This is a genomic window from Alcaligenes sp. SORT26, from assembly GCF_017377875.1.
Classification (GTDB): domain Bacteria; phylum Pseudomonadota; class Gammaproteobacteria; order Burkholderiales; family Burkholderiaceae_B; genus Alcaligenes; species Alcaligenes parafaecalis.
In genome coordinates, this window is the sequence record NZ_CP070975.1 from 278,627 (window position 1) to 296,272 (window position 17,646).

The 17,646-nt window shown below is 53.6% G+C and carries 18 protein-coding genes and 1 tRNA gene; 14 read left to right on the top strand and 5 right to left on the bottom strand.

Annotated features, from left to right (window positions below; all coding sequences use genetic code 11):
• The first annotated feature begins 20 nt into the window (after positions 1–20).
• Positions 21–1,040: a tripartite tricarboxylate transporter substrate binding protein gene (locus JYG33_RS01245; RefSeq protein WP_207875691.1), complete on the top strand. Its 1,020-nt coding sequence runs from the start codon at positions 21–23 to the stop codon at positions 1,038–1,040.
• Between the two features lie 351 nt (positions 1,041–1,391).
• Here JYG33_RS01245 and JYG33_RS01250 read toward each other — a convergent pair whose 3' ends face one another.
• Together JYG33_RS01250 and JYG33_RS01255 are read right to left on the bottom strand one after the other, a co-directional pair.
• Positions 1,392–1,664 carry a hypothetical protein gene (locus JYG33_RS01250; RefSeq protein WP_060186879.1) on the bottom strand — a complete coding sequence of 91 codons (273 nt, stop codon included), beginning with the start codon at positions 1,662–1,664 and terminating at the stop codon, positions 1,392–1,394.
• A 206-nt stretch (positions 1,665–1,870) separates the two neighbouring features.
• Complete coding sequence (locus tag JYG33_RS01255; RefSeq protein ID WP_207873816.1) at positions 1,871–3,274, bottom strand: GntP family permease; 1,404 nt, start codon at positions 3,272–3,274, stop codon at positions 1,871–1,873.
• Positions 3,275–3,600: 326 nt separating this feature from the next.
• On the opposite strand from JYG33_RS01255, the gene JYG33_RS01260 reads away from it, so the two are divergent.
• From JYG33_RS01260 to JYG33_RS01270, 3 genes are all read left to right on the top strand, one after another.
• Positions 3,601–3,677, top strand: a tRNA-Met gene (locus JYG33_RS01260).
• Positions 3,678–3,938: 261 nt separating this feature from the next.
• Complete coding sequence (locus JYG33_RS01265) at positions 3,939–4,823, top strand: ParA family protein (protein ID WP_207873817.1); 885 nt, start codon at positions 3,939–3,941, stop codon at positions 4,821–4,823.
• Positions 4,823–5,230: a hypothetical protein gene (locus JYG33_RS01270; protein ID WP_243430236.1), complete on the top strand. Its 408-nt coding sequence runs from the start codon at positions 4,823–4,825 to the stop codon at positions 5,228–5,230. The genes JYG33_RS01265 and JYG33_RS01270 overlap by 1 nt, the downstream gene beginning before the upstream one ends.
• Positions 5,231–5,682: 452 nt before the next feature.
• Here JYG33_RS01270 and JYG33_RS01275 read toward each other — a convergent pair whose 3' ends face one another.
• Positions 5,683–5,979: an addiction module antidote protein gene (locus tag JYG33_RS01275; protein WP_207873819.1), complete on the bottom strand. Its 297-nt coding sequence runs from the start codon at positions 5,977–5,979 to the stop codon at positions 5,683–5,685.
• Positions 5,976–6,134, bottom strand: a complete 159-nt coding sequence (locus JYG33_RS01280; protein ID WP_207873820.1) for a hypothetical protein — start codon at positions 6,132–6,134, stop codon at positions 5,976–5,978. Before JYG33_RS01280 ends, JYG33_RS01275 begins: the two co-directional genes overlap by 4 nt.
• A 129-nt stretch (positions 6,135–6,263) precedes the next feature.
• On the opposite strand from JYG33_RS01280, the gene tauA reads away from it, so the two are divergent.
• Genes tauA through tauC form a run of 3 tightly spaced genes read left to right on the top strand, consistent with a single transcriptional unit; the run spans position 6,264 to position 8,960 of the window.
• Positions 6,264–7,262 carry a taurine ABC transporter substrate-binding protein gene (gene tauA, locus JYG33_RS01285; RefSeq protein WP_207873821.1) on the top strand — a complete coding sequence of 333 codons (999 nt, stop codon included), beginning with the start codon at positions 6,264–6,266 and terminating at the stop codon, positions 7,260–7,262.
• A 5-nt stretch (positions 7,263–7,267) separates the two neighbouring features.
• Entirely contained in the window at positions 7,268–8,053 is a 786-nt protein-coding gene (tauB, locus tag JYG33_RS01290) for a taurine ABC transporter ATP-binding subunit (RefSeq protein ID WP_207873822.1), read from the top strand.
• Positions 8,054–8,069: 16 nt separating this feature from the next.
• Positions 8,070–8,960: a taurine ABC transporter permease TauC gene (tauC, locus tag JYG33_RS01295; RefSeq protein ID WP_207873823.1), complete on the top strand. Its 891-nt coding sequence runs from the start codon at positions 8,070–8,072 to the stop codon at positions 8,958–8,960.
• 47 nt (positions 8,961–9,007) lie between these two features.
• Here tauC and JYG33_RS01300 read toward each other — a convergent pair whose 3' ends face one another.
• Positions 9,008–9,712: an SDR family oxidoreductase gene (locus tag JYG33_RS01300; protein WP_207873824.1), complete on the bottom strand. Its 705-nt coding sequence runs from the start codon at positions 9,710–9,712 to the stop codon at positions 9,008–9,010.
• A gap of 104 nt (positions 9,713–9,816) precedes the next feature.
• On the opposite strand from JYG33_RS01300, the gene JYG33_RS01305 reads away from it, so the two are divergent.
• The 7 genes from JYG33_RS01305 (at position 9,817) to JYG33_RS01335 (ending at position 17,627) form a co-directional block, all read left to right on the top strand.
• Positions 9,817–10,713, top strand: a complete 897-nt coding sequence (locus JYG33_RS01305; protein WP_207873825.1) for a LysR substrate-binding domain-containing protein — start codon at positions 9,817–9,819, stop codon at positions 10,711–10,713.
• 175 nt (positions 10,714–10,888) lie between these two features.
• Positions 10,889–12,046 carry a GGDEF domain-containing protein gene (locus JYG33_RS01310; protein WP_207873826.1) on the top strand — a complete coding sequence of 386 codons (1,158 nt, stop codon included), beginning with the start codon at positions 10,889–10,891 and terminating at the stop codon, positions 12,044–12,046.
• Positions 12,047–12,155: 109 nt separating this feature from the next.
• Entirely contained in the window at positions 12,156–12,500 is a 345-nt protein-coding gene (locus JYG33_RS01315; RefSeq protein ID WP_207873827.1) for a zinc ribbon domain-containing protein YjdM, read from the top strand.
• Between the two features lie 125 nt (positions 12,501–12,625).
• A complete protein-coding gene (locus JYG33_RS01320) occupies positions 12,626–13,252 on the top strand; it encodes a hypothetical protein (RefSeq protein WP_207873828.1) in 627 nt (208 codons plus the stop codon).
• Between the two features lie 126 nt (positions 13,253–13,378).
• A complete protein-coding gene (locus tag JYG33_RS01325; RefSeq protein ID WP_207873829.1) occupies positions 13,379–13,873 on the top strand; it encodes an RNA polymerase sigma factor in 495 nt (164 codons plus the stop codon).
• Positions 13,870–14,808 (top strand): FecR domain-containing protein, encoded by a 939-nt coding sequence (locus tag JYG33_RS01330; RefSeq protein ID WP_207873830.1) that lies wholly within the window; start codon positions 13,870–13,872, stop codon positions 14,806–14,808. The genes JYG33_RS01325 and JYG33_RS01330 overlap by 4 nt, the downstream gene beginning before the upstream one ends.
• A 101-nt stretch (positions 14,809–14,909) precedes the next feature.
• The gene (locus JYG33_RS01335; RefSeq protein ID WP_207873831.1) at positions 14,910–17,627 is read left to right on the top strand and encodes a TonB-dependent receptor; all 2,718 of its coding nucleotides are present in this window, start codon (positions 14,910–14,912) and stop codon (positions 17,625–17,627) included.
• The last annotated feature ends 19 nt before the right edge of the window (positions 17,628–17,646 follow it).

Below are 17,646 nucleotides of genomic sequence, written 5' to 3' on the forward strand. Positions count from 1 at the left end.
AGATAAACGTGTTTGCTGTGATGGCGGGTTTTCAGGTGGGTAAGCGGGCGGCAGCCGCCGCCTTGCTGGGCATGGTAGCGCTGGGCCTGAGCAGTCAGGCGGCGCAGGCAAGGGACGAGGTGGCCGATCAGGCCGTCAAGTACCCGGTCAAGCCAATTACCGTGATCGTTACCTTTCCGCCAGGCGGCGGAACAGACTTGCTGGCTCGCAAACTGGGCCCAAGATTGGAGAAAGCCTTAGGCCAGCCCGTCATCATCGACAACCGTCCTGGCGCCAGCGGCAATATCGGTGCACGTGCCGTAGCCTATGCTCGCGCCGATGGCTATACCTTGCTGATGGCCAATAGCTCCTTTGCCATCAACCCCGGTGTGTTCCGTAACTTGGGTTTCAACCCCAAAGAAGACTTTGCACCCATCGCTAATATCGGATTTGTGCCTTCAGTCATCGTGACTGGGCATGGCTCGGATATTCAGAATCTGGAACAAGTGCTGGAGCAGCAGTCAGAACCAGCCTTGGCTTATGCGTCCTGCGGGAACGGTACGCCCCAGCATCTGGCTGGAGAAATGCTGTACGACTTGCGGGGTACGGCTTTGCTGCATATCCCGTATCGTGGTTGCGGTCCGGCATTGAATGATGTGGTGGCGGGGCAGGTGCCTATCGGCATCGTGACCTTGTCCAGTGCTGCAACTCTGATTGAATCCGGGCACTTGCGCGCCCTGGCCGTCACCTCCGCCCAGCGCAGTCCCGTTCTGCCCCATGTGCCCACCGTGGCCGAAGTCAGCAATACCAGTTTCGAGCTGGATCAATGGCATGGATTGTTGGCACCGTCTCATACCCCTGAACACATCATCGATGCCTTGAACCGTGTTGTGCAAAAAGCGCTGACGGACCCGGCCATGCAATCGCAATTACTGGCATTGGGCTATACGCCGCAAGCAGCGGATGAGTCCGCACAGGCGAGTGGCTTCAAGGCCATGATCTGGAACGATATCGACCGGTTTGGTGCTTTGGCTTACAAGATTGGTTTGCAGGTGGATTAGGGCGGGGGGGAGTGGCCTTAAAGCAAAGCCTGATAGTGGATAGTGAGCCCTAGTTGTTGTTGCGGCTGTGTTTTTTGGAGCTAAGCAGCTCATGGCGGACTTGCTGATTGCTAGAACGCAAACGACAGGTTTTCCTTTGATAGTGGGCCAACACCCGAGTGCATCAGGTCCTGCTGAAATATGCCCAGTTTCTACATATAGAGTCTTGTTGGCCTTTCAGATAGTTTCAGGCCCAGACAGCCGTTTTAGCTTGCCTGGGCCAATGTCTATAGAGAGGGGCGGATAGCTGAGCTTGTGTCTGTCTAACAGTCAGTCAGTCGATTGTGAACTCACAGACAAACCTGCTTCTATTTAGAAGAAGCTGTCCTCACTGGGCGCCTCAGGAACCGGCTGGGTCGCAAACCAGTGTTTTTCCAGCAGCAGAGTATGAGTCAAACCATCCTTGCTGCAATTGGAGTCAATCTCGATCTGGCCGCGCTGGCTGCCATCCGCATTGAAATTATCAGCCTCCACCTCGGCAGCGGCGATATAAGCCTGCAGGTTCAGATCAGGCTGACCACGATCCAGAACAAACTGACGAATCGCTTCAGTGCCTAACTCATTAAGGGTGTAGGTGTAGTTCATGGTGTGCTCCTGATTATTGACCTTGATAATACGGGACCATATGCCTGAATCCTAGCACGCCGAGGGGCTATGTCGGATAGCAAGACGTTACGGGTTTTCGTGATAGAAAACGAAATACGTTGGTGGGTGATGTGAGGCCAATAAAAAAGCAGCTATGCGCGAATCCGCACATAGCTGCTTATATAGAGCCTACATCCTAAACCTGCTTAGAAGCTGCCAAAAATCGTACCCAGCGTAATCACCGTGATCAGCGCAAAGATAGGAGCGGCCATCGTCACCATAGCGATATTGCCGTAGGACTGACGGTGGTTCAGTTTGCAGATGGACAGCAAGGTAATAATCGCGCCGCAATGGGGCAGAGTATCCAGACCACCCGCCGCCATCACCGCCACACGGTGCAGCAATTCAGGACTGATGCCAGCTTGTTGAGCCATCGCCAAATAGTCCGAACCCAGCGTCTGCAAGGCAATACTCAAACCACCCGAAGACGAACCGGTAATCCCGGCCAGTGTCGTCATGGCTACCGCTTCCGAGATCAACGGATTGCCCGGAGCCACGTTCAGTACAAAGTCCCGAATAATTGCAAAGCCTGCCAGGCTGGCAATCACCGCACCGTAACCGACTTCAGACGCGGTATTGAACAAAGGCAGCATAAAACCAAACACACCTTTGTTAATGCTCTCGCGCAGGCTCTTCCAGTGGCCCAAGCGGCTGATGATCAGCACCAGATTCGCCGTAATCAAGGCAATAATCAGTGCCCACAGACCCGTAATCTTGGCAGGATCAACCTGAGGGAAACGCTCGGCCATGAACGCAAAGTTCGTGCCGGGGAAAATCCCATAGGTGAACAAGGCATTCACACCAATCACCAGAATCAAAGGCAGGATAGCCAGGAAGATAGGCATGGGTTTCTGACCATGCGTGCTGTCCTCAGCGCTGGCATCAAAATGATCCTGACCGTGATCGCCATAGGTTTCACCCTTGGCTGCTGCTTTGCGAGCACGCGACTGCAGCCACCACAGACCACCCAAAGCCATGATCAAACCACCAATAATCCCCAGCCCAGGCGCCGCAAACACGTTAGTGCCGTAGTAAGGAATAGGAATCGCGTTCTGAATAGCAGGAGTGCCGGGCAGAGCCGTCATGGTGAAGGTAAACGAACCCAAAGCAATCGAAGCGGGAATCAGACGCTTGGGGATGCCCGCTGCGCGAAACAGATCCTTGGCAATCGGGTAGATGGCAAAAGCCACCACAAACAAGGACACACCACCATAAGTCAGTACGCCGCACACCATCACAATGGTGGCAATAGCATGACGATGCCCCAGCTTGCGCGTAATCCATTGAGCAATCGCCTGAGCCGCTCCGGAGTCCGCCATCAACTGACCAAACAAGGCACCTAACAAAAAGATGGGCAAGAACTGCAGCACATAGCCGCTAAGCGCGCTCATGAAGGTGGAGGTGTAGATGGGCAACAAAAACCCGGAGTCCCCCGAGAGCAGCACAGCCAGGGCGGCCATCAAGGGAGCCAGCAACAGAACCGTCACCCCCCGATAGGCGAAGAACATCAGCAGCAAAAGCGAGACAACAATAGCAAGCGTACTGGCCATAAACAAAGTTCCTGTGGAAAGTCCGGATCACGGACGTCAGTCAATAAACAAAGACGGATCTAGCGCCGAGCAGGCAGTGTAGCAACAGGGGATGACAAAGAGACTTGATAGGGCGCAAGAGGGGGATTCGCTGGAGCGGCAAGGAGGAACTCTGGTTTTGCTTACGTTTTGTATCATTTGTTGAGAAAGGGGGAAAGGTGAGGAAAGAGGAAAACCTAATGAATACGAGGGCTTAGCGTTTTCATAGGGGAAAACTGTCAAAAAGAAGAAAAAAGATGGCGCAAAACGCTTGCCAAAAGATGAATCCTTGCTATAATTCTTTCTTCGGCGCATTAGCTCAGCAGGTTAGAGCGACGGAATCATAATCCGCAGGTCCCCTGTTCGAATCAGGGATGCGCCACCAGAATACCCCTGTTAAATCAGGACAAAAAAGCCACCCAGCCGGGTGGCTTTTTTGTTTTCTGCGGTTGGGAGGGGGCAAGTGTCAATGCAGCGAATAGGCTGTTGTCGAGCAGAACCCTGTATGGCAAGGACAAACCTCTTGGTACGCTGTTAGAATTCAGTATGGACAGCAAGCTTAATTCGATGTGTCTACGAGCATCTATGCTTATAGTGTTACGAATTGTTTAGCTTGAATAATAAAGAAACGCTAAGGGAGTTTTAAATGGCAACCGTTGTTGGATTTATTAGTGAAAAGGGTGGTGTAGGAAAGACAACAGCTTGTTATCACATAGCGGTTGCGCTGAATCGGTTTCATCACAAACGAGTTTTAGTGATTGATGCAGACTATCAACGTGGTGGAATTTCTGGACGTTTTTTTCCTCAACTTATTGAATCTTTTGGATCCAGTAATTCGAACGATGTAACTCTATTTAATAAATTTCAGCAAATTTATAGTGCAACGAATCAAACATCAGATGTAAATATTCATACTTGGGTGGATGGTGTTGATCTTGTTCCGGCAGATTCACGTTTGGCCACTGTATCTGTTGATAAGCTTCCAAGCACAAATAACATACGAGAGAATAATTTATTGCTTTTGTCTCACTTAAAGACTATTAGCTTTGTGCTTGAGCCCCTGCAGGGTAGTTATGATTATATTTTGATCGATTCACATCCGGAAGTTTCTGATGTGCTTAGGTCAATTATTTACGCATCTGATTATTGTGTGTCGCCTGTGAAGCTGGATAGGCAATCATCGATTGGGGTTGCTACTGTAATTGGCGAGATACAGAATGTTAACAATGATATTGCTATGATTAGGCGGTCGCTTAACTTGGAGGATGGATACAGGGATACCATTTTTTCAGGAGCGATGGGGATGATGGCTAGAGAGTATGGAGAGGTGTTAAAGCAGAGTGAAGAGCTGGAATATAATCGCCTTCGTCGCTCAGGAGAGATATTTAGCAGTTATGTCACTGAGGGCGATGGGCTGAGGCAAGCCGCAGCGAATCGGCAACCAGTCTTCGACGTGGGAGGGAACAATGCTGCAAAACAATCTGCTCAGTTTAGCGATTTGACTTCTGAGTTTATACAGGTGTGTCGATAATGGATATTGAAAAACTCATTGAATGGCTGGGAGTGAATGGGGCAATTGAAGGTATTGCCGCAAGCGACCTCACAACATTGGAAATCAGCGATTTGATTCCAAATTGGAGGCCTTCTGGTCATTCGAAATTAAAAAAAATTGACTTGATTAAGGCGGTGGTTGAGTATAAACGTCATGAAATGACTTTAACGCCAGAGGCTTTGATGGCGATGGATGCTAATTCATTAAAATCGTATTTTTTGAAAATTAAGGCGTCGCGTAAAGAAATATTGGATCTGCTGGATTCCCTTGATATTCGACCAGGAAGTGTTGCTCGACATAATTTAACTGAATTTGCCGCTCGCGAAATTAGCGATATTGGCATGTATAGGCGAGTTTCGAAAGGGGATAGAAATGAAGACTCGTAGCATGATTTTTTTATTGTGAGGATAGATTCTAATTTGATTGGCGTGTGATTAATAAGCCAGTGGATTTAATAATCTTGCAGCGTCCAGATATCCAGCTCAATGGGTGCGTAGCGCATCGTGGTTTTCCAAATCCTGGTGACCCAGGATGCGCTGTAGAGTGAGAATGCTGCCGCCGTTGATCATGAAATGGCTGGTGAAGGTGAGCCGCAGCATGTGCATCAGCTGACCTAGAGGCAGTTCGATGGCAGCCCTTCGATGGCTTCTTTGAGTGCTCCTGTGCAATCGCCGAAGATTATTCCCTCGTGTTTCGATTTTTTCGTAATGAGTAAAAATCTTGTCCTGTATTCCCTAGGTGAGCAAGGACCGCCTTCAAGGCGGTTCTTTTGTTGTTTGCTGTAAGTTGAGCACTTGTAGTTGGGGGACGGTACTTGTTGGGTAGTTCTGGCAATTATCTAACAGGAGTGAAGCGGCTCTACCGTTAGTTTTGCCCCAGCAGCTCGTGCTAATTTCAGGACAGTGTCATATCGTGGCCTGGCGCCAGGAGCAAGGGTCTTGTACAGACTTTCTCGGCCTATACCGGCATCTTTAGCCATTTTGGTCATGCCTCTGGCCTTGACTGCATCAGCAAGTGCAGAGAGAAATAAGGCTGGGTCGTCCTCTTCCAAAGCAGCCGAGAGGTACTCGGCGATAGCTTCCTCGCTATCAAGATATTCAGCGGCGTCGAAAGGGGCGGTTTTGAGGGCGGTCATGACTGATCCTCCTGAATTTGTTTCCACATGGCGATAGCAGTTTTTATGTCTTGTTTTTGAGAGGACTTGTCGCCACCGCTGAGTAGCAGATAGACCGCATTGTATCCAGCCGGATGCTTTCGTGTGTTGCGGTGGATCGGGTTTACTTGAGCCATCTTCACACCTCATAAATTCGCGCACTAACAATAAGCGAAATCGTTCTTTTGCCCCTCAAGTTCTTTTGTCTATCCTGATTCCTCGACCTAACGGCTTATCCGGCCGCAAAAATAATCGAGGAATGCTCCATGTCGTTGACGAGAACTCTGCAGCATCTGGGCCTGGCCTTGGCGGCCAGCGTCGTATCTTTGACAGCCCAGGCCACCAGCCTGACGGTCGCTTATCAGACCATTCCCACTCCGTCGAACGTGCCTCAGGCAGACGGTGTTTATGAAAAAGAAACCGGCGCGAAAATCGATTGGCGCAAGTTTGATGGTGGCGCTGAAGTCATCAATGCCGTTGCTTCCGGTGACGTGCAGATTGCCTATCTAGGCTCCAGCCCCTTGGCCGCCGCGGCCAGTCGTAAATTACCCATCGAGACCTTCCTGATCGCTGCCGAGCTGGGCACTAGCGAAGAGCTGGTTGTGCGTAATGGTTCCGGCATTGCATCCCCGCAAGATCTCGTTGGCAAGACGATTGCCACGCCTTTTGTGTCGACCAGTCATTACAGTCTGCTGGCTGCGCTCAAGCATTGGAAGATCGACCCCAAGCAGGTCAACATCATCAACCTGACTCCGGCCAATATCGTGGCTGCCTGGGCTCGCGGTGACATTGATGGTGCTTATACGTGGGACCCGGCCTTGAGCAAGGCCAAGGAAAGCGGCAAGGTGCTGATCAGTTCTGGCGAGCTGGCAAAACTGGGTGCACCGACGTTTGATGTGTGGTTGGTGCGCAAGGATTTTGCTCAGAAATACCCGGATGTTGTGTCGACTTTTGCTCGTATCACCTTGGCTTCTTATCAGAGCTACACGCGTGATCCTGCTGCCTGGGTGGCTAATGCCGACAACATCGACAAGCTGTCTCGTCTGACTGGGGCGACGCCTCAGGAAATCCCCAATGTGTTGGCAGGTAGTGGCTTTTTATCTGCATCTGATCAGGTGAAAACGCTGGCCCAGCCTACCGTTCAGGCCTTGGCTGATACCTCCGCTTTTCTAAAAGAGCAGGGCCGTATCGACGAGGTATTGCCTAGCTACGCAGATTACAGCACGGCCAAGTATGTTGAGGCGGCTGCCTCGCAGGCCAAGTAATTCTGATGGCGAAGTTAACACTGAGTCACGTCAGCGCACGTTATCCCGGTGCCGATCATTTGGCGCTGCGAGACGTGTCGCTGCAATTGGGGCCGGGGCAGTTGGTCGTGGTGTTGGGGCCTTCGGGTACCGGCAAGACGACCTTGTTGAACCTGATTGCTGGCTTCACCTTGCCCAGCGCTGGAACAATGACGCTTGATGGCGAACCGGTGCGCGGCCCAGGAGCAGATCGTGGAGTGGTGTTCCAGGACGACGCCTTGCTGCCTTGGCAGACGGTTTTGGAGAACGTAGCTTTTGGTTTGACGCTGCGTGGGGAGTCCAAGGAGCAGCGTCAGGCTGCGGCCCGTCATCAATTGGCTTTGGTGGGGCTGGAAGGGTTTGAGCAGCGTCGTATCTGGCAGTTGTCTGGTGGTCAGAAGCAGCGGGTGGGGATTGCTCGCGCTTTGGCGGCTGACCCGCGTGTGCTCTTGCTGGATGAGCCTTTTGGGGCGCTTGACGCTTTCACCCGGGAGCAGGCCCAGACGCTGTTGTTGAATGTTTGGCAGCGCAGCGCCAAGCCTGTTTTTCTGATTACTCACGATATTGAAGAAGCCGTGTTTCTGGCCACTGACCTGATCATTTTGGGCGGTACGCCTGGGCATGTGGTGGAGCGTTTGACGCTGGATTTTGGTCGGCGTCACACCGATGGGCAGCCGGTGCGTCAGGTGAAGTCCTCGCCGGAGTTCATCGCGGCGCGAGAGCGTGTGCTGGAGCATGTGTTCTCGGCGCATCCCGTTGCGGCTTCGGCCTGAATTTAGGAGACTTTTGATGAAATCCTCTGCTGGCAGTGACGTGTTGCAGCCTGGTGATGTTGCTGGCTTGTCGGGTGCTCCATCGGTGCAGGTGGGGAGTGTGTCCAGGTCTCAACAATCGGAGAATCCCAAGCCCAGGCAAGTGTCTATTGCTGTGATTAGTTTGCTGACTTTGGGTGGGGTGCTGTTCTTGTGGTGGGCAGTCACCGAGTTGGCTTATGTTGATCCGCTATTTTTGCCCTCGCCGCAGGCTGTGCTGAGTCGTGTTTTTCGTCTGTTCTCGGTGGGTTATATGGATGCCACGGTGCAGCAGCATTTGGCGGCTAGTTTGTGGCGGATCAGTTTGGCGCTGGTGGCAGCGGTACTGTTGGCGATTCCTACGGGTATCGCGATTGGCCGTAATCGTATTGCTCAGGGCATTCTTGATCCTTTGATTGAGTTCTATCGCCCAATCCCGCCGCTGGCGTATTTGCCGCTGATTGTGATCTGGTTCGGGATTGGCGAGCTGTCAAAAGTGCTGCTGATTTATCTGGCGATTTTTGCGCCGATTACGATTGCGACTGCAGGCGGGGTACGTAATGTAGACCCGGTGAAATTGCGTGCCGCGCAGTCTTTAGGAGCGACGCGCGGCCAGTTGCTGCGTTACGTCATCATCCCCAGTGCCTTGCCTGATATTTTGACGGGCTTGCGTATAGGTCTGGGAGTAGGGTGGTCAACCCTTGTGGCTTCGGAACTGGTTGCTGCCACGCGTGGGCTGGGATTCATGGTGCAGTCAGCGGGGCAGTTTCTGGCAACTGATGTGGTGATGGCGGGGATTCTGCTTATTGCCTTGGTGGCGTTTGCGCTTGAAATCGGTTTGCGTAGATTGCAGGCCAAACTTGTTCCGTGGTATGGGCAAGCGCGTTAACCCCCTTATTTAGTGTGAACACTGCAGCCCAAGCAGATTTAGCCAGTTCACACCGACCGAGTCAGCCCACCATCCACCTTGATGTTCTGACCGGTAATATACCCAGCGCCATCCGACAGCAAAAACGCAATCGTCGCGGCAATTTCTTCGGCTTTACCATAGCGGCCCATGGGCACACTTCCTCGCCGTTCTTCCGTCGCAGGCAAGCTATCAATCCAGCCGGGCAGCACGTTGTTCATGCGTACATTTTTGGCTGCATAGCTGTCTGCAAAAATCTTGGTGAAACTGGCCAACCCAGCGCGGAATACGGCGGAAGTAGGGAACATCTCCGCAGGCTCAAAAGCCCACGCTGTAGAAATATTCACAATAGCTCCGCCACCTTGTGCAGCCATGATGGGGGCGACCAATCGTGCCGGACGCACGGCATTCAGAAAGTAGACGTCCATGCCTTTATGCCAGTCTTCGTCGCTGATCTCCAGAACCGGGCCGCGTGGACCGTGTCCGGCGGAGCTGACCAGGGCGTCGATACGTCCCCAGCGCTGCATGGCCAGGTCAACCAGGCCTTGTAGATCTTCGTTGGATTGATTCGAGCCAGTCAGGCCCACACCGCCCAGTTCTTTAGCCAGTGCCTCGCCTTTGCCCGACGAGGACAGGATGGCAATGTGGTAGCCATCCTGAGCCAGTTTGCGGGCAGCCGCAGCCCCCATGCCCGAGCCGCCTGCGCTAATAAGTGCTACTTTTTCTACAGCCATGAGAGCCTCCATATATTGAGATTGATATTATTATTTCAGCCTGAAGCAGAAAAATCATGTGATAAATAAACCTTCAAGGGTGTAGAAAAACTACTGACAGAAATATGAGAAAATCCCGCCGCTCCTTGCCCCCGCTAAATGCCTTGCGTGCCTTTGAAGTGTCTGGCCGTCGCTTAAGTTTCCGTGCTGCCGCCGACGAGTTGGGTGTGACTCAAGGCGCTGTGGCCCAACAAGTCCGAGCCTTGGAAGAGCATTTGGGGTTGGCGCTGTTTCAGCGTCATCCTCGTGGGCTGCAACTGACTTTATCGGGGGCAGCGTACCTTGCCGACCTTACCCGTGCTTTTGACACCTTGGCAGAGGCGACAGGACGTTTGTTGGTGCGTCCCGATACGGTGACGATCAGTGTGACGCCTACCGTGGCTGCCAAATTATTGATTCCTCGCCTGGGGGATTTGCAGGCGATGTTGCCTGATGTGGAGTTGCGCACGGTAGCAAGCGAAGCCTTGTCGGACTTCGAACGTGATCAAGTCGATATCGCTGTACGCCTTACTCGTCCACCGTTTGCGGCGGACCTGGAGGCACAGTTGCTGTTTCGTCAGGATTTAGTGGCGGTGGCCAGCCCCCAATTAGTGGGTAATGCCGCTCTTCCTTTGTCGATGGAGCAGTTACGTTCTCTGCCCTTATTGCATGATGCACAAGGTCATTGGGCTACGTTTCTGAAAACCAGTGGCAAGTTACCGGGGGCGGTATTTAATCAGACAACATTGGCTTTGGATGCGGCGGTAGCGGGTCAAGGTGTGGCGTTGGCGTGCAAGGCTTTTGTGGCGACAGACCTGGCAACAGGCCGCTTGGTGCAGGTGGCGGATGCGGGGACTTTGGGGGCGGATTTTTACTTGGTGCGCAAGCGGTCGGTACCGGCCCGAGCGTCTGTCGAGGCTGTTTGGGACTGGTGTCTGCATAGACTGTTGTTGCCTCAAGATCTGGCTACTCGGGCGATTTGAAGTCGGAGGCTCTTGAGACTGCTCGGTTTACCGCTGATCGTAGTAGTGAACCTAGGCACATAAAGAAGGTGTTCAGTAAAAAACACTTACAATCGTTCTTCCCCTGTTGATGCTTCACTGGCTTGATTACGGTGGCCAGGCGCAGGATTTCCGTTTTCTTTTTCTACGTCTTTCTATGGTCGCTTCCGTTCTTGTTGGCATGCTGTGCGCACATCTTTTGTGCTTCTCAGTCATGTTCTTGTTGATCAGCCGACGCTTGCCTGGCAACCGGATGGGGATGGATTTCTTTGCGGCAGGTAATCTTTTGCTGGCCTTGGCCTACATCCTGCAACTGCTGGAGGGAGGCCCGGCCTGGAGCCTGCTGAGTGTCATCAATCACAACCTGACGCTGGCCTCACCCATTGCCTATTGGCTGGGTGCCATGCGGTTTTTTGGGCGGCCGGTTCCGTTGTGGCGCCCCTTGATTCTGTTTTTTGTGGCCTATGGTTTGCTGCAATGGCTGGTGCAGTGGGGCCTGGGGCCGACAGCCCGTTATGCCATGTTGGCGGCAATGGCGTCTTTGCTTTTCCTGGTGATGACGATCACGGTTGTGTATGGGGTACGCACGTTTGCCAAGGACCTGCACGGGGAGATGATTTTCTTCGCCTTGCTGATTGGCGGGATCTGTATTCTTAACGCGCTCAAGTTTCTGAAAATCCTGGATGGCGGTTTGGATGCGCTGCAAATGGATAGCCGTTTCCAACTGGTTTTTTACATCTATATGTCTACGCTGGCGACGATAGTGCCGCCTTCGATTGTCTGGTTGGTGCTGCGACGGCTGACGGATGATCTGCGTAATCGGGCTGCGCGCGATCCTATGACGAATCTCTTCAATCGTCGGGGTTTGATGGAGGCGCTGCACCTGTACTTCAATACGCGCAACGCGGTCCCTGCTTATCTGCTGCTGATCGATATCGACCATTTCAAGAAAATTAACGACAGTTATGGGCATCAGGCAGGGGATGGGGTGATTTGCCATGTTGCAGACCTCTTGTCTTCCACAGTGCGTCGCGGGGATTTGACCGGGCGTATCGGGGGCGAGGAGTTCGTGGCTATTTGCCTGGAGACCGATGAAGTCGGTGTCTGGCGTTTGGCCGAGCGTTTGCGCACCAGGCTGAAAAATGAAGTGATCAAGCTGCCAGGTCTGGAGCAGCCGCTGCATTGCACTATTACGATTGGGATTTCACCGGCGTTGCATGGTGCGCAAGGCTTGGAGGACGCGTTAAGGCAGGCTGATGTGGCGCTTTACAAAGGTAAGGCGGCGGGGCGAGATAGAGTGGAAGCGGCCAAGTGAGCACAGAGTCTTCCAGCAGGGCCTGTGTGCTTTTGGTCTTCCTGAAGCAAAGGGCTAAACTGGCCGCACTTCTGGTGCAGCAGCACCCAGCTTTTTTCAGGAAAAAAATATGAGCACACCGCTTCCCTGTCCCCAGTGCACCTTGGAAAATACCTACCATGACACGGAGCAATGGGTCTGTGCCGATTGTGGCTATGAATGGCAAGACGCAGACTCGAGCACCGAGGCTGAAACCGATGGTGATGAGCTGATCGTCAAAGATAGCAACGGCAATTTGCTGGCGGCGGGTGATGATGTCATTCTGATCCGTGACTTGAAAGTCAAAGGTTCCAGCACCTTGAAGAAGGGCGCCAAAGCCAAGGGCATACGTCTGGTTCGTGGTGACCATGAAGTCGATTGCAAGATCGATGGCATCAGCTACTTGCTGAAGGCCATGTATTTGAAGAAAGCCTAAGCGATCACACTTGGGTTTTGCAGGCGCAGCGTTGATACGCTGCGCTTTTTTATGATGCCTCTTGGGACTTGAGGTAGCGATGCCGCAGGGATACGGCATGCATGATTCAGGGTGGTATCAGGCGTATGTTCAAGTATGGCTTCATCTTTTTGCTGAGTTTGCTGGCTGGATGCTCGACGACGTACTCGCCAGAGAAAACCGACAACACAACCATTACGGCTATCGCAGAAGATCAAAGCGGGCTTTACGTGCTGACGGCGGATCAGCCCTCCTATCTGTTTCCCAAAGCAGAATTGGCCCCCTTTGTTCAGTTCTGGCAGTCCTCTTTAGGGGCGAAGCTTGCGCATCTTTCCAGTGGGATTCAAGTCTTTCCCAACAAGGAAGTGCGGGTGACTTTTTATATCTACATTGCTGCGCATCAGCTTAGTGATTCTGAGAAAACAGCCTTGCTGGAAGGCTACAAATTCCAGGTATTCAAACCTGATAGCGCCAGTTTCGTGCGCCATATCCCGGCCCTGGCTAAGGCGCTGGAGCACACCGATACGCTCTATATCAGGCAGGCAACGATGGGGCAGGGAAGTGTGGTGGAGCATCTGCCAGCAACGCACCCGGTGATTACGTTTCCTGCTCCGGTGCAGGCCAAAGTAGAGCAAATGAAAGGCAGTCTGAGCACGACGCCCAATCTGATCGAGTCCATCATCTGGGCGCCTTTCGTGATTCCTGCCTTGCCGCTGGGAGCCATCAGTAACTAGGGATGTAAGCACTCTGTTTGAACTATCCGTCCCCTGATTACAGTGTGGCAGTAGCAGAGTAGGGGCAATCGGTGTATATAATAATGAGAATGATTATTAATTAGATGCTCACCTGATTGTCTCTCTATGTCCAAGCTGACGGCGGCGTTCCTGACCCATTACCCGGATTTGATCCGCTATCTGCGCAGGCGTACTCATTGCTCTGAACTGGCGCAGGATTGCGCACACGACACCTGGCTGCGCCTGTTGGAAAAGGGCAAGCAAGTCACGGCAGACAACCACAGAGCCTATGTATTCAGGGTAGCGGCCAATATTGCAGCGGACTGGTATCGGCGTCAGACGCGCGAGCAGGCCGCTTTCGATGGCTATGCCTTGAGTGTCGCGCATCACCACGCTCCCGATGCGTACGAAGAGGCGCTGGCCAGAGAAACCTTGCAGCGGCTGGAACAGGCTTTGCTGGCTCAATCACAACGTAGTGTGCGGATTTTCATGATGCATCGCTGTGAGGAAATGAGCTATGCGCAGATCGCGCAGAAGCTGGCTGTGTCCGAAAGCACCATTGAAAAACACATGATGCGCATTTTGCTGGTGGCCCATCAAGTCTTTAACTCCGCCCCATGAACGCGATGCCAGATCCGGCCTGGGGCCGTGTGGATGAAGACGCCGCCAGATGGGTGGTGCGTAAAGAAGGCGCTAATTTGGAGCCAGATGCACTGGCCCAATTCGATGCCTGGTACGAGGCCGATCCCCTGCATGCGCAAACCTACGACGCCTTGGCCGCCAGTTGGCGGCGTCTGGACCAAGTGTCCGTCTTGCCCATCGCCCGTAAAAAGAGAAGATCCCGAGTCAAAGCCTTGGCCAGCGCCTGTGTGCTGATGGGGGCTTCCTTGTACGCCTGGAACATGTTTGATCAGCAGGGCGCAATTAGCAGCGGAGTCGCTATTACGCAGCTCAGTTTGCCCGATGGCTCCATCGCGATTCTGGACGCACAGACCCGTGTCCGACTGCATTTTGAGAACGGTCAGCGGCAAGTGCAGGTGGAGTCCGGGCGAGCCTTCTTTCAGGTTGTTCCGGCTGATAGCCAGACGGGCCCCTTTACGGTGCAAGCTGGCCCGGCGCAGGCGACGGCCTTGGGCACGCGTTATGAGGTCAGCCTGAAGGACCAGATCAGTGGCGTTTCTGTCTATGAACACACGGTGCAAGTGCAATGTTATTCCTGCGAATCTTCGCAGCAGGCGATTTTACAGCCGGGAGACAGTGCCACGGTAGCGGGTGGGCACCTGGCTGTGCAGCAGCAGGCGGATTCCGGGCAAACAGAAGCAGCACCTTCCTGGACTAATGGCTTGCTCAGTTTTGATGATGTCAGCCTGAGCGAAGTAGTCCGACAGCTAGGCGAATACACACACCGCGTCATCTGGATTGGCAGTGATCAGGCCGGTTCCACCCGCGTTTCTGGCGTGGTGCAAGCTGCCAAGCCAGCCGCCGCCTTGAACTTGTTGACCCTGGGCCAAGGCCTGCAAATTCGGGAGCTGCCGGGGCTTATAGTCATTTACTAATGATAATTATTATCAATTAAAAAATACGATGGCAATCAGGGGTGAGGGGAGAGGGGTAGCAGAGCGTCCTGAGGGTAGTTGTTTACATAGGATGCTCAATCATGAAGCGCGCTTTGCAGTACACGCCGTCCCTTTTTGCCTTGCGCAGGCAAGCCCGTCCCGGCGTGACGACCGATCATAAAACTCCTTATCACGGTTTGCGCCTGAAGCAGGGGCAGTTGGCTTTGTTGATGGCCAGTCTGCTGTTGGTGATGCAGCCCTTGTCTGTGCAAGCGGCCGGGCCTGTCGTGCTGGATATGGAGTCTCAGCCGCTAGCTGATGCCTTGTTGCAGATAGGCCGTCAGGCCCAAGTGGAAATTGCATTTTCACCGGGACAAGTCAGGGAGAAAAGGGCGCTTGCCTTGCAGGGCGAACTAACGGTAGAGCAAGCTCTGGAGACTCTGCTGGCCCCTTGGGGATTGGCCGCCCAAGCGCAGGGAGAGGGGCGCTACATGATTGTGACGGCAAGGGTAGCCAAAGGCCTGTCCGTGCTGGACCCGGTGCGTGTTCAGGGTCAGCGCGTGGGGGAGCGCATTTACTCCCGTGAAGATATGGATCAGCGTCCTGCCGGTAATCGCGACTTGTCTGGTCTGTTGGCGGATAACCCGGCTGTTCGGCAGAATGAGGCTGCAAAAAGCGGCGCGAACCGGGGCTCTATGGCGCTGGAGGACATCAGCTTTTATGGGGCCAGCCCTTTCCAGAATCAATTCCAGATCGACGGCATCAGCGCAACCAATCAGATCGACCCGGCCAGCCGCAATCTGAATCTGCAAGCAGGCAATGTGCCTGCCTATGCCCAGGCTTACAACCTGGACACCAATATGCTGGAAAGCGTGACGGTGCTTGATAGCAGCATCCCCGTGGAATACGGCCGCTTCACCGGGGGTGTGGTGGATGCCAAGGTGCGCGATCCCAAAGGGGACAATAGCTTCAGGGCAGACTTCAGCTATAACTCCTCCGGGCTGACCTCCCAGAAAATTGCACCCGAGCAGCAGAAAAAGTTCGAGGCGGGCGAGCCGGGTTTTACCCCTGCCTGGACCAAGCGATTTTCTTCAGCAATGGTGGATGTCCGGATCACAGAAGATACCGCTGCCTTGATCAATGTGTCGCGGCGCGAATCCACCATTGATCGAACCATGCGGGTGCTGCACTACAAAGAGCTCAAGGACGTCAGCACGAATTCCAAAGACCGTGTCGACAATGTGTTCGCCAAAGTCCATACCCGTTGGAGTGCCAGCACGGATTCTGCCTTGACCTTCAAGTACGCAGATCGACGCGAAGATCTGGTGGACTCCAGCATGTTGGCCAACGGTATTCAGTGGCAGCATCAACAGAAAGCCTATGGTTTGGGCTTCGACCTGAATCATGACTTCGTCTGGGGGCAGGGGCGTGTGCAGTTGGGTTACGACCAGATGAACAGCTATCGAAATTCTGACGATACGGCCTATATGGTTCATATGGTGTATCAGCCCAATGGTCGACTGGACTACAACTATATGAGTGGCGGCTTTGGGCAAGAGTCCACAGAGCAGCGCAACCTGACCTTGAAGTCCCGACTGGAATTCAAACCGTTCCAGACCGGGGCGATTGAACATGCTCCCTATGTGGGTGTGGATCTGGCCCATACCAAGGGAGAGTTTGTCCGTCATCAGGATGCTTATGGTGGTCAAACACGCCACTTCAGCAATGGGCAGCCCAGCAAGGTGCAAACCTTGAACTTTTACCGCGCTGGAGAGGTGGGTGTCAGCTACACCAATGCTTCTGTGTACGTGTCTGACCGACTGTCCTGGCAGCGTCTGGCCTTGACGACCGGCTTGCGCGTGGATAGAGACAATTACTTCGGCAACACCAATGTGGCACCACGCACTTTGCTGGAATGGGACGTGTTGGGCACCGGTGAAACCCGCCTGTCAGGTGGCTGGTCACGCTATTACGGCATGGACATTCTTGGAATCGCCATGCGCGAGCGCAAGAGCCAACTGCATACCTTGCTGATTACAGGCGGCAATCCGGTGGGTCGTCCTTCTCATACTGTGTATACGCTGGATGGCCTGCAAACCCCTTATGACGATGAATGGGCCCTGCGCCTGAACCAGCAATTAAGCAGCAATGTGGCCGCCGAGCTGGCGTATGTGCGTCGTTATGGTCGCCAACAAGTGTCTATCGAAGGGCTGGCCAAGACGGGCCACACCTACACCAATAACGGCAGCTCCAAAACCGATGCTGTCACCTTGAGCTTGATGAATACGGCCCCTTGGACCCTGGGCGAGAGCTTGTGGACCGCGCGTCTGGATGTGACCTATCAGCACAGCAAACGTAATACCAAGCTGGCCGATGGTTACGACGGCGAGGCCGAGGAGCTGGATGACGAGATCTATTACAACGGCGACTTGATACGCCGGGGCGATCGTCCGGTGGGGGATTACAACTTGCCCTGGCGAGTCAGCGCGGGTGTGACCGGCATGTGGGCGCGTTACGGCTTGCAGATGAATAACCGGATCAATTGGAACGGCGCTCGTACCGATGTGCACTATGTGGGCCTGAATCGGGGGGATGGGCTGGAGAAGTACGAGTCTGGTCGAGTGGGTTCGTACTGGACCTGGGATATGCGTCTAGATTGGGAACCCGCCATGTTCAAGGGGCTGGGTGTGGGTCTGGATGTGCTTAACGTCCTGGATAAACAAGCGCCTGTGGTGGTGGCTACCCCCACATCGGTATTGAACCAGAACCTTTATCGCACAGGACGAGAGCTGTGGTTGCGTGCTTCTTATCGATATTAAGAGGGAGGCGAGTCGGCGC

What these genes read in the sequence shown, in the direction of transcription:
- JYG33_RS01280 (WP_207873820.1), bottom strand. Translation starts at nt 6,134, where the DNA reads ATGGCTCAAGTAAACCCGATCCACCGCAACACACGAAAGCATCCGGCT.
- JYG33_RS01330 (WP_207873830.1), top strand. Translation starts at nt 13,870, where the DNA reads ATGAACGCGATGCCAGATCCGGCCTGGGGCCGTGTGGATGAAGACGCC.
- JYG33_RS01250 (WP_060186879.1), bottom strand. Translation starts at nt 1,664, where the DNA reads ATGAACTACACCTACACCCTTAATGAGTTAGGCACTGAAGCGATTCGT.
- JYG33_RS01325 (WP_207873829.1), top strand. Translation starts at nt 13,379, where the DNA reads ATGTCCAAGCTGACGGCGGCGTTCCTGACCCATTACCCGGATTTGATC.
- JYG33_RS01255 (WP_207873816.1), bottom strand. Translation starts at nt 3,274, where the DNA reads ATGGCCAGTACGCTTGCTATTGTTGTCTCGCTTTTGCTGCTGATGTTC.
- JYG33_RS01265 (WP_207873817.1), top strand. Translation starts at nt 3,939, where the DNA reads ATGGCAACCGTTGTTGGATTTATTAGTGAAAAGGGTGGTGTAGGAAAG.
- tauC (WP_207873823.1), top strand. Translation starts at nt 8,070, where the DNA reads ATGAAATCCTCTGCTGGCAGTGACGTGTTGCAGCCTGGTGATGTTGCT.
- JYG33_RS01275 (WP_207873819.1), bottom strand. Translation starts at nt 5,979, where the DNA reads ATGACCGCCCTCAAAACCGCCCCTTTCGACGCCGCTGAATATCTTGAT.
- tauB (WP_207873822.1), top strand. Translation starts at nt 7,268, where the DNA reads ATGGCGAAGTTAACACTGAGTCACGTCAGCGCACGTTATCCCGGTGCC.
- JYG33_RS01300 (WP_207873824.1), bottom strand. Translation starts at nt 9,712, where the DNA reads ATGGCTGTAGAAAAAGTAGCACTTATTAGCGCAGGCGGCTCGGGCATG.
- JYG33_RS01320 (WP_207873828.1), top strand. Translation starts at nt 12,626, where the DNA reads ATGTTCAAGTATGGCTTCATCTTTTTGCTGAGTTTGCTGGCTGGATGC.
- JYG33_RS01270 (WP_243430236.1), top strand. Translation starts at nt 4,823, where the DNA reads ATGGATATTGAAAAACTCATTGAATGGCTGGGAGTGAATGGGGCAATT.
- JYG33_RS01315 (WP_207873827.1), top strand. Translation starts at nt 12,156, where the DNA reads ATGAGCACACCGCTTCCCTGTCCCCAGTGCACCTTGGAAAATACCTAC.
- JYG33_RS01305 (WP_207873825.1), top strand. Translation starts at nt 9,817, where the DNA reads ATGAGAAAATCCCGCCGCTCCTTGCCCCCGCTAAATGCCTTGCGTGCC.
- JYG33_RS01245 (WP_207875691.1), top strand. Translation starts at nt 21, where the DNA reads ATGGCGGGTTTTCAGGTGGGTAAGCGGGCGGCAGCCGCCGCCTTGCTG.
- JYG33_RS01310 (WP_207873826.1), top strand. Translation starts at nt 10,889, where the DNA reads ATGGTCGCTTCCGTTCTTGTTGGCATGCTGTGCGCACATCTTTTGTGC.
- JYG33_RS01335 (WP_207873831.1), top strand. Translation starts at nt 14,910, where the DNA reads ATGAAGCGCGCTTTGCAGTACACGCCGTCCCTTTTTGCCTTGCGCAGG.
- tauA (WP_207873821.1), top strand. Translation starts at nt 6,264, where the DNA reads ATGTCGTTGACGAGAACTCTGCAGCATCTGGGCCTGGCCTTGGCGGCC.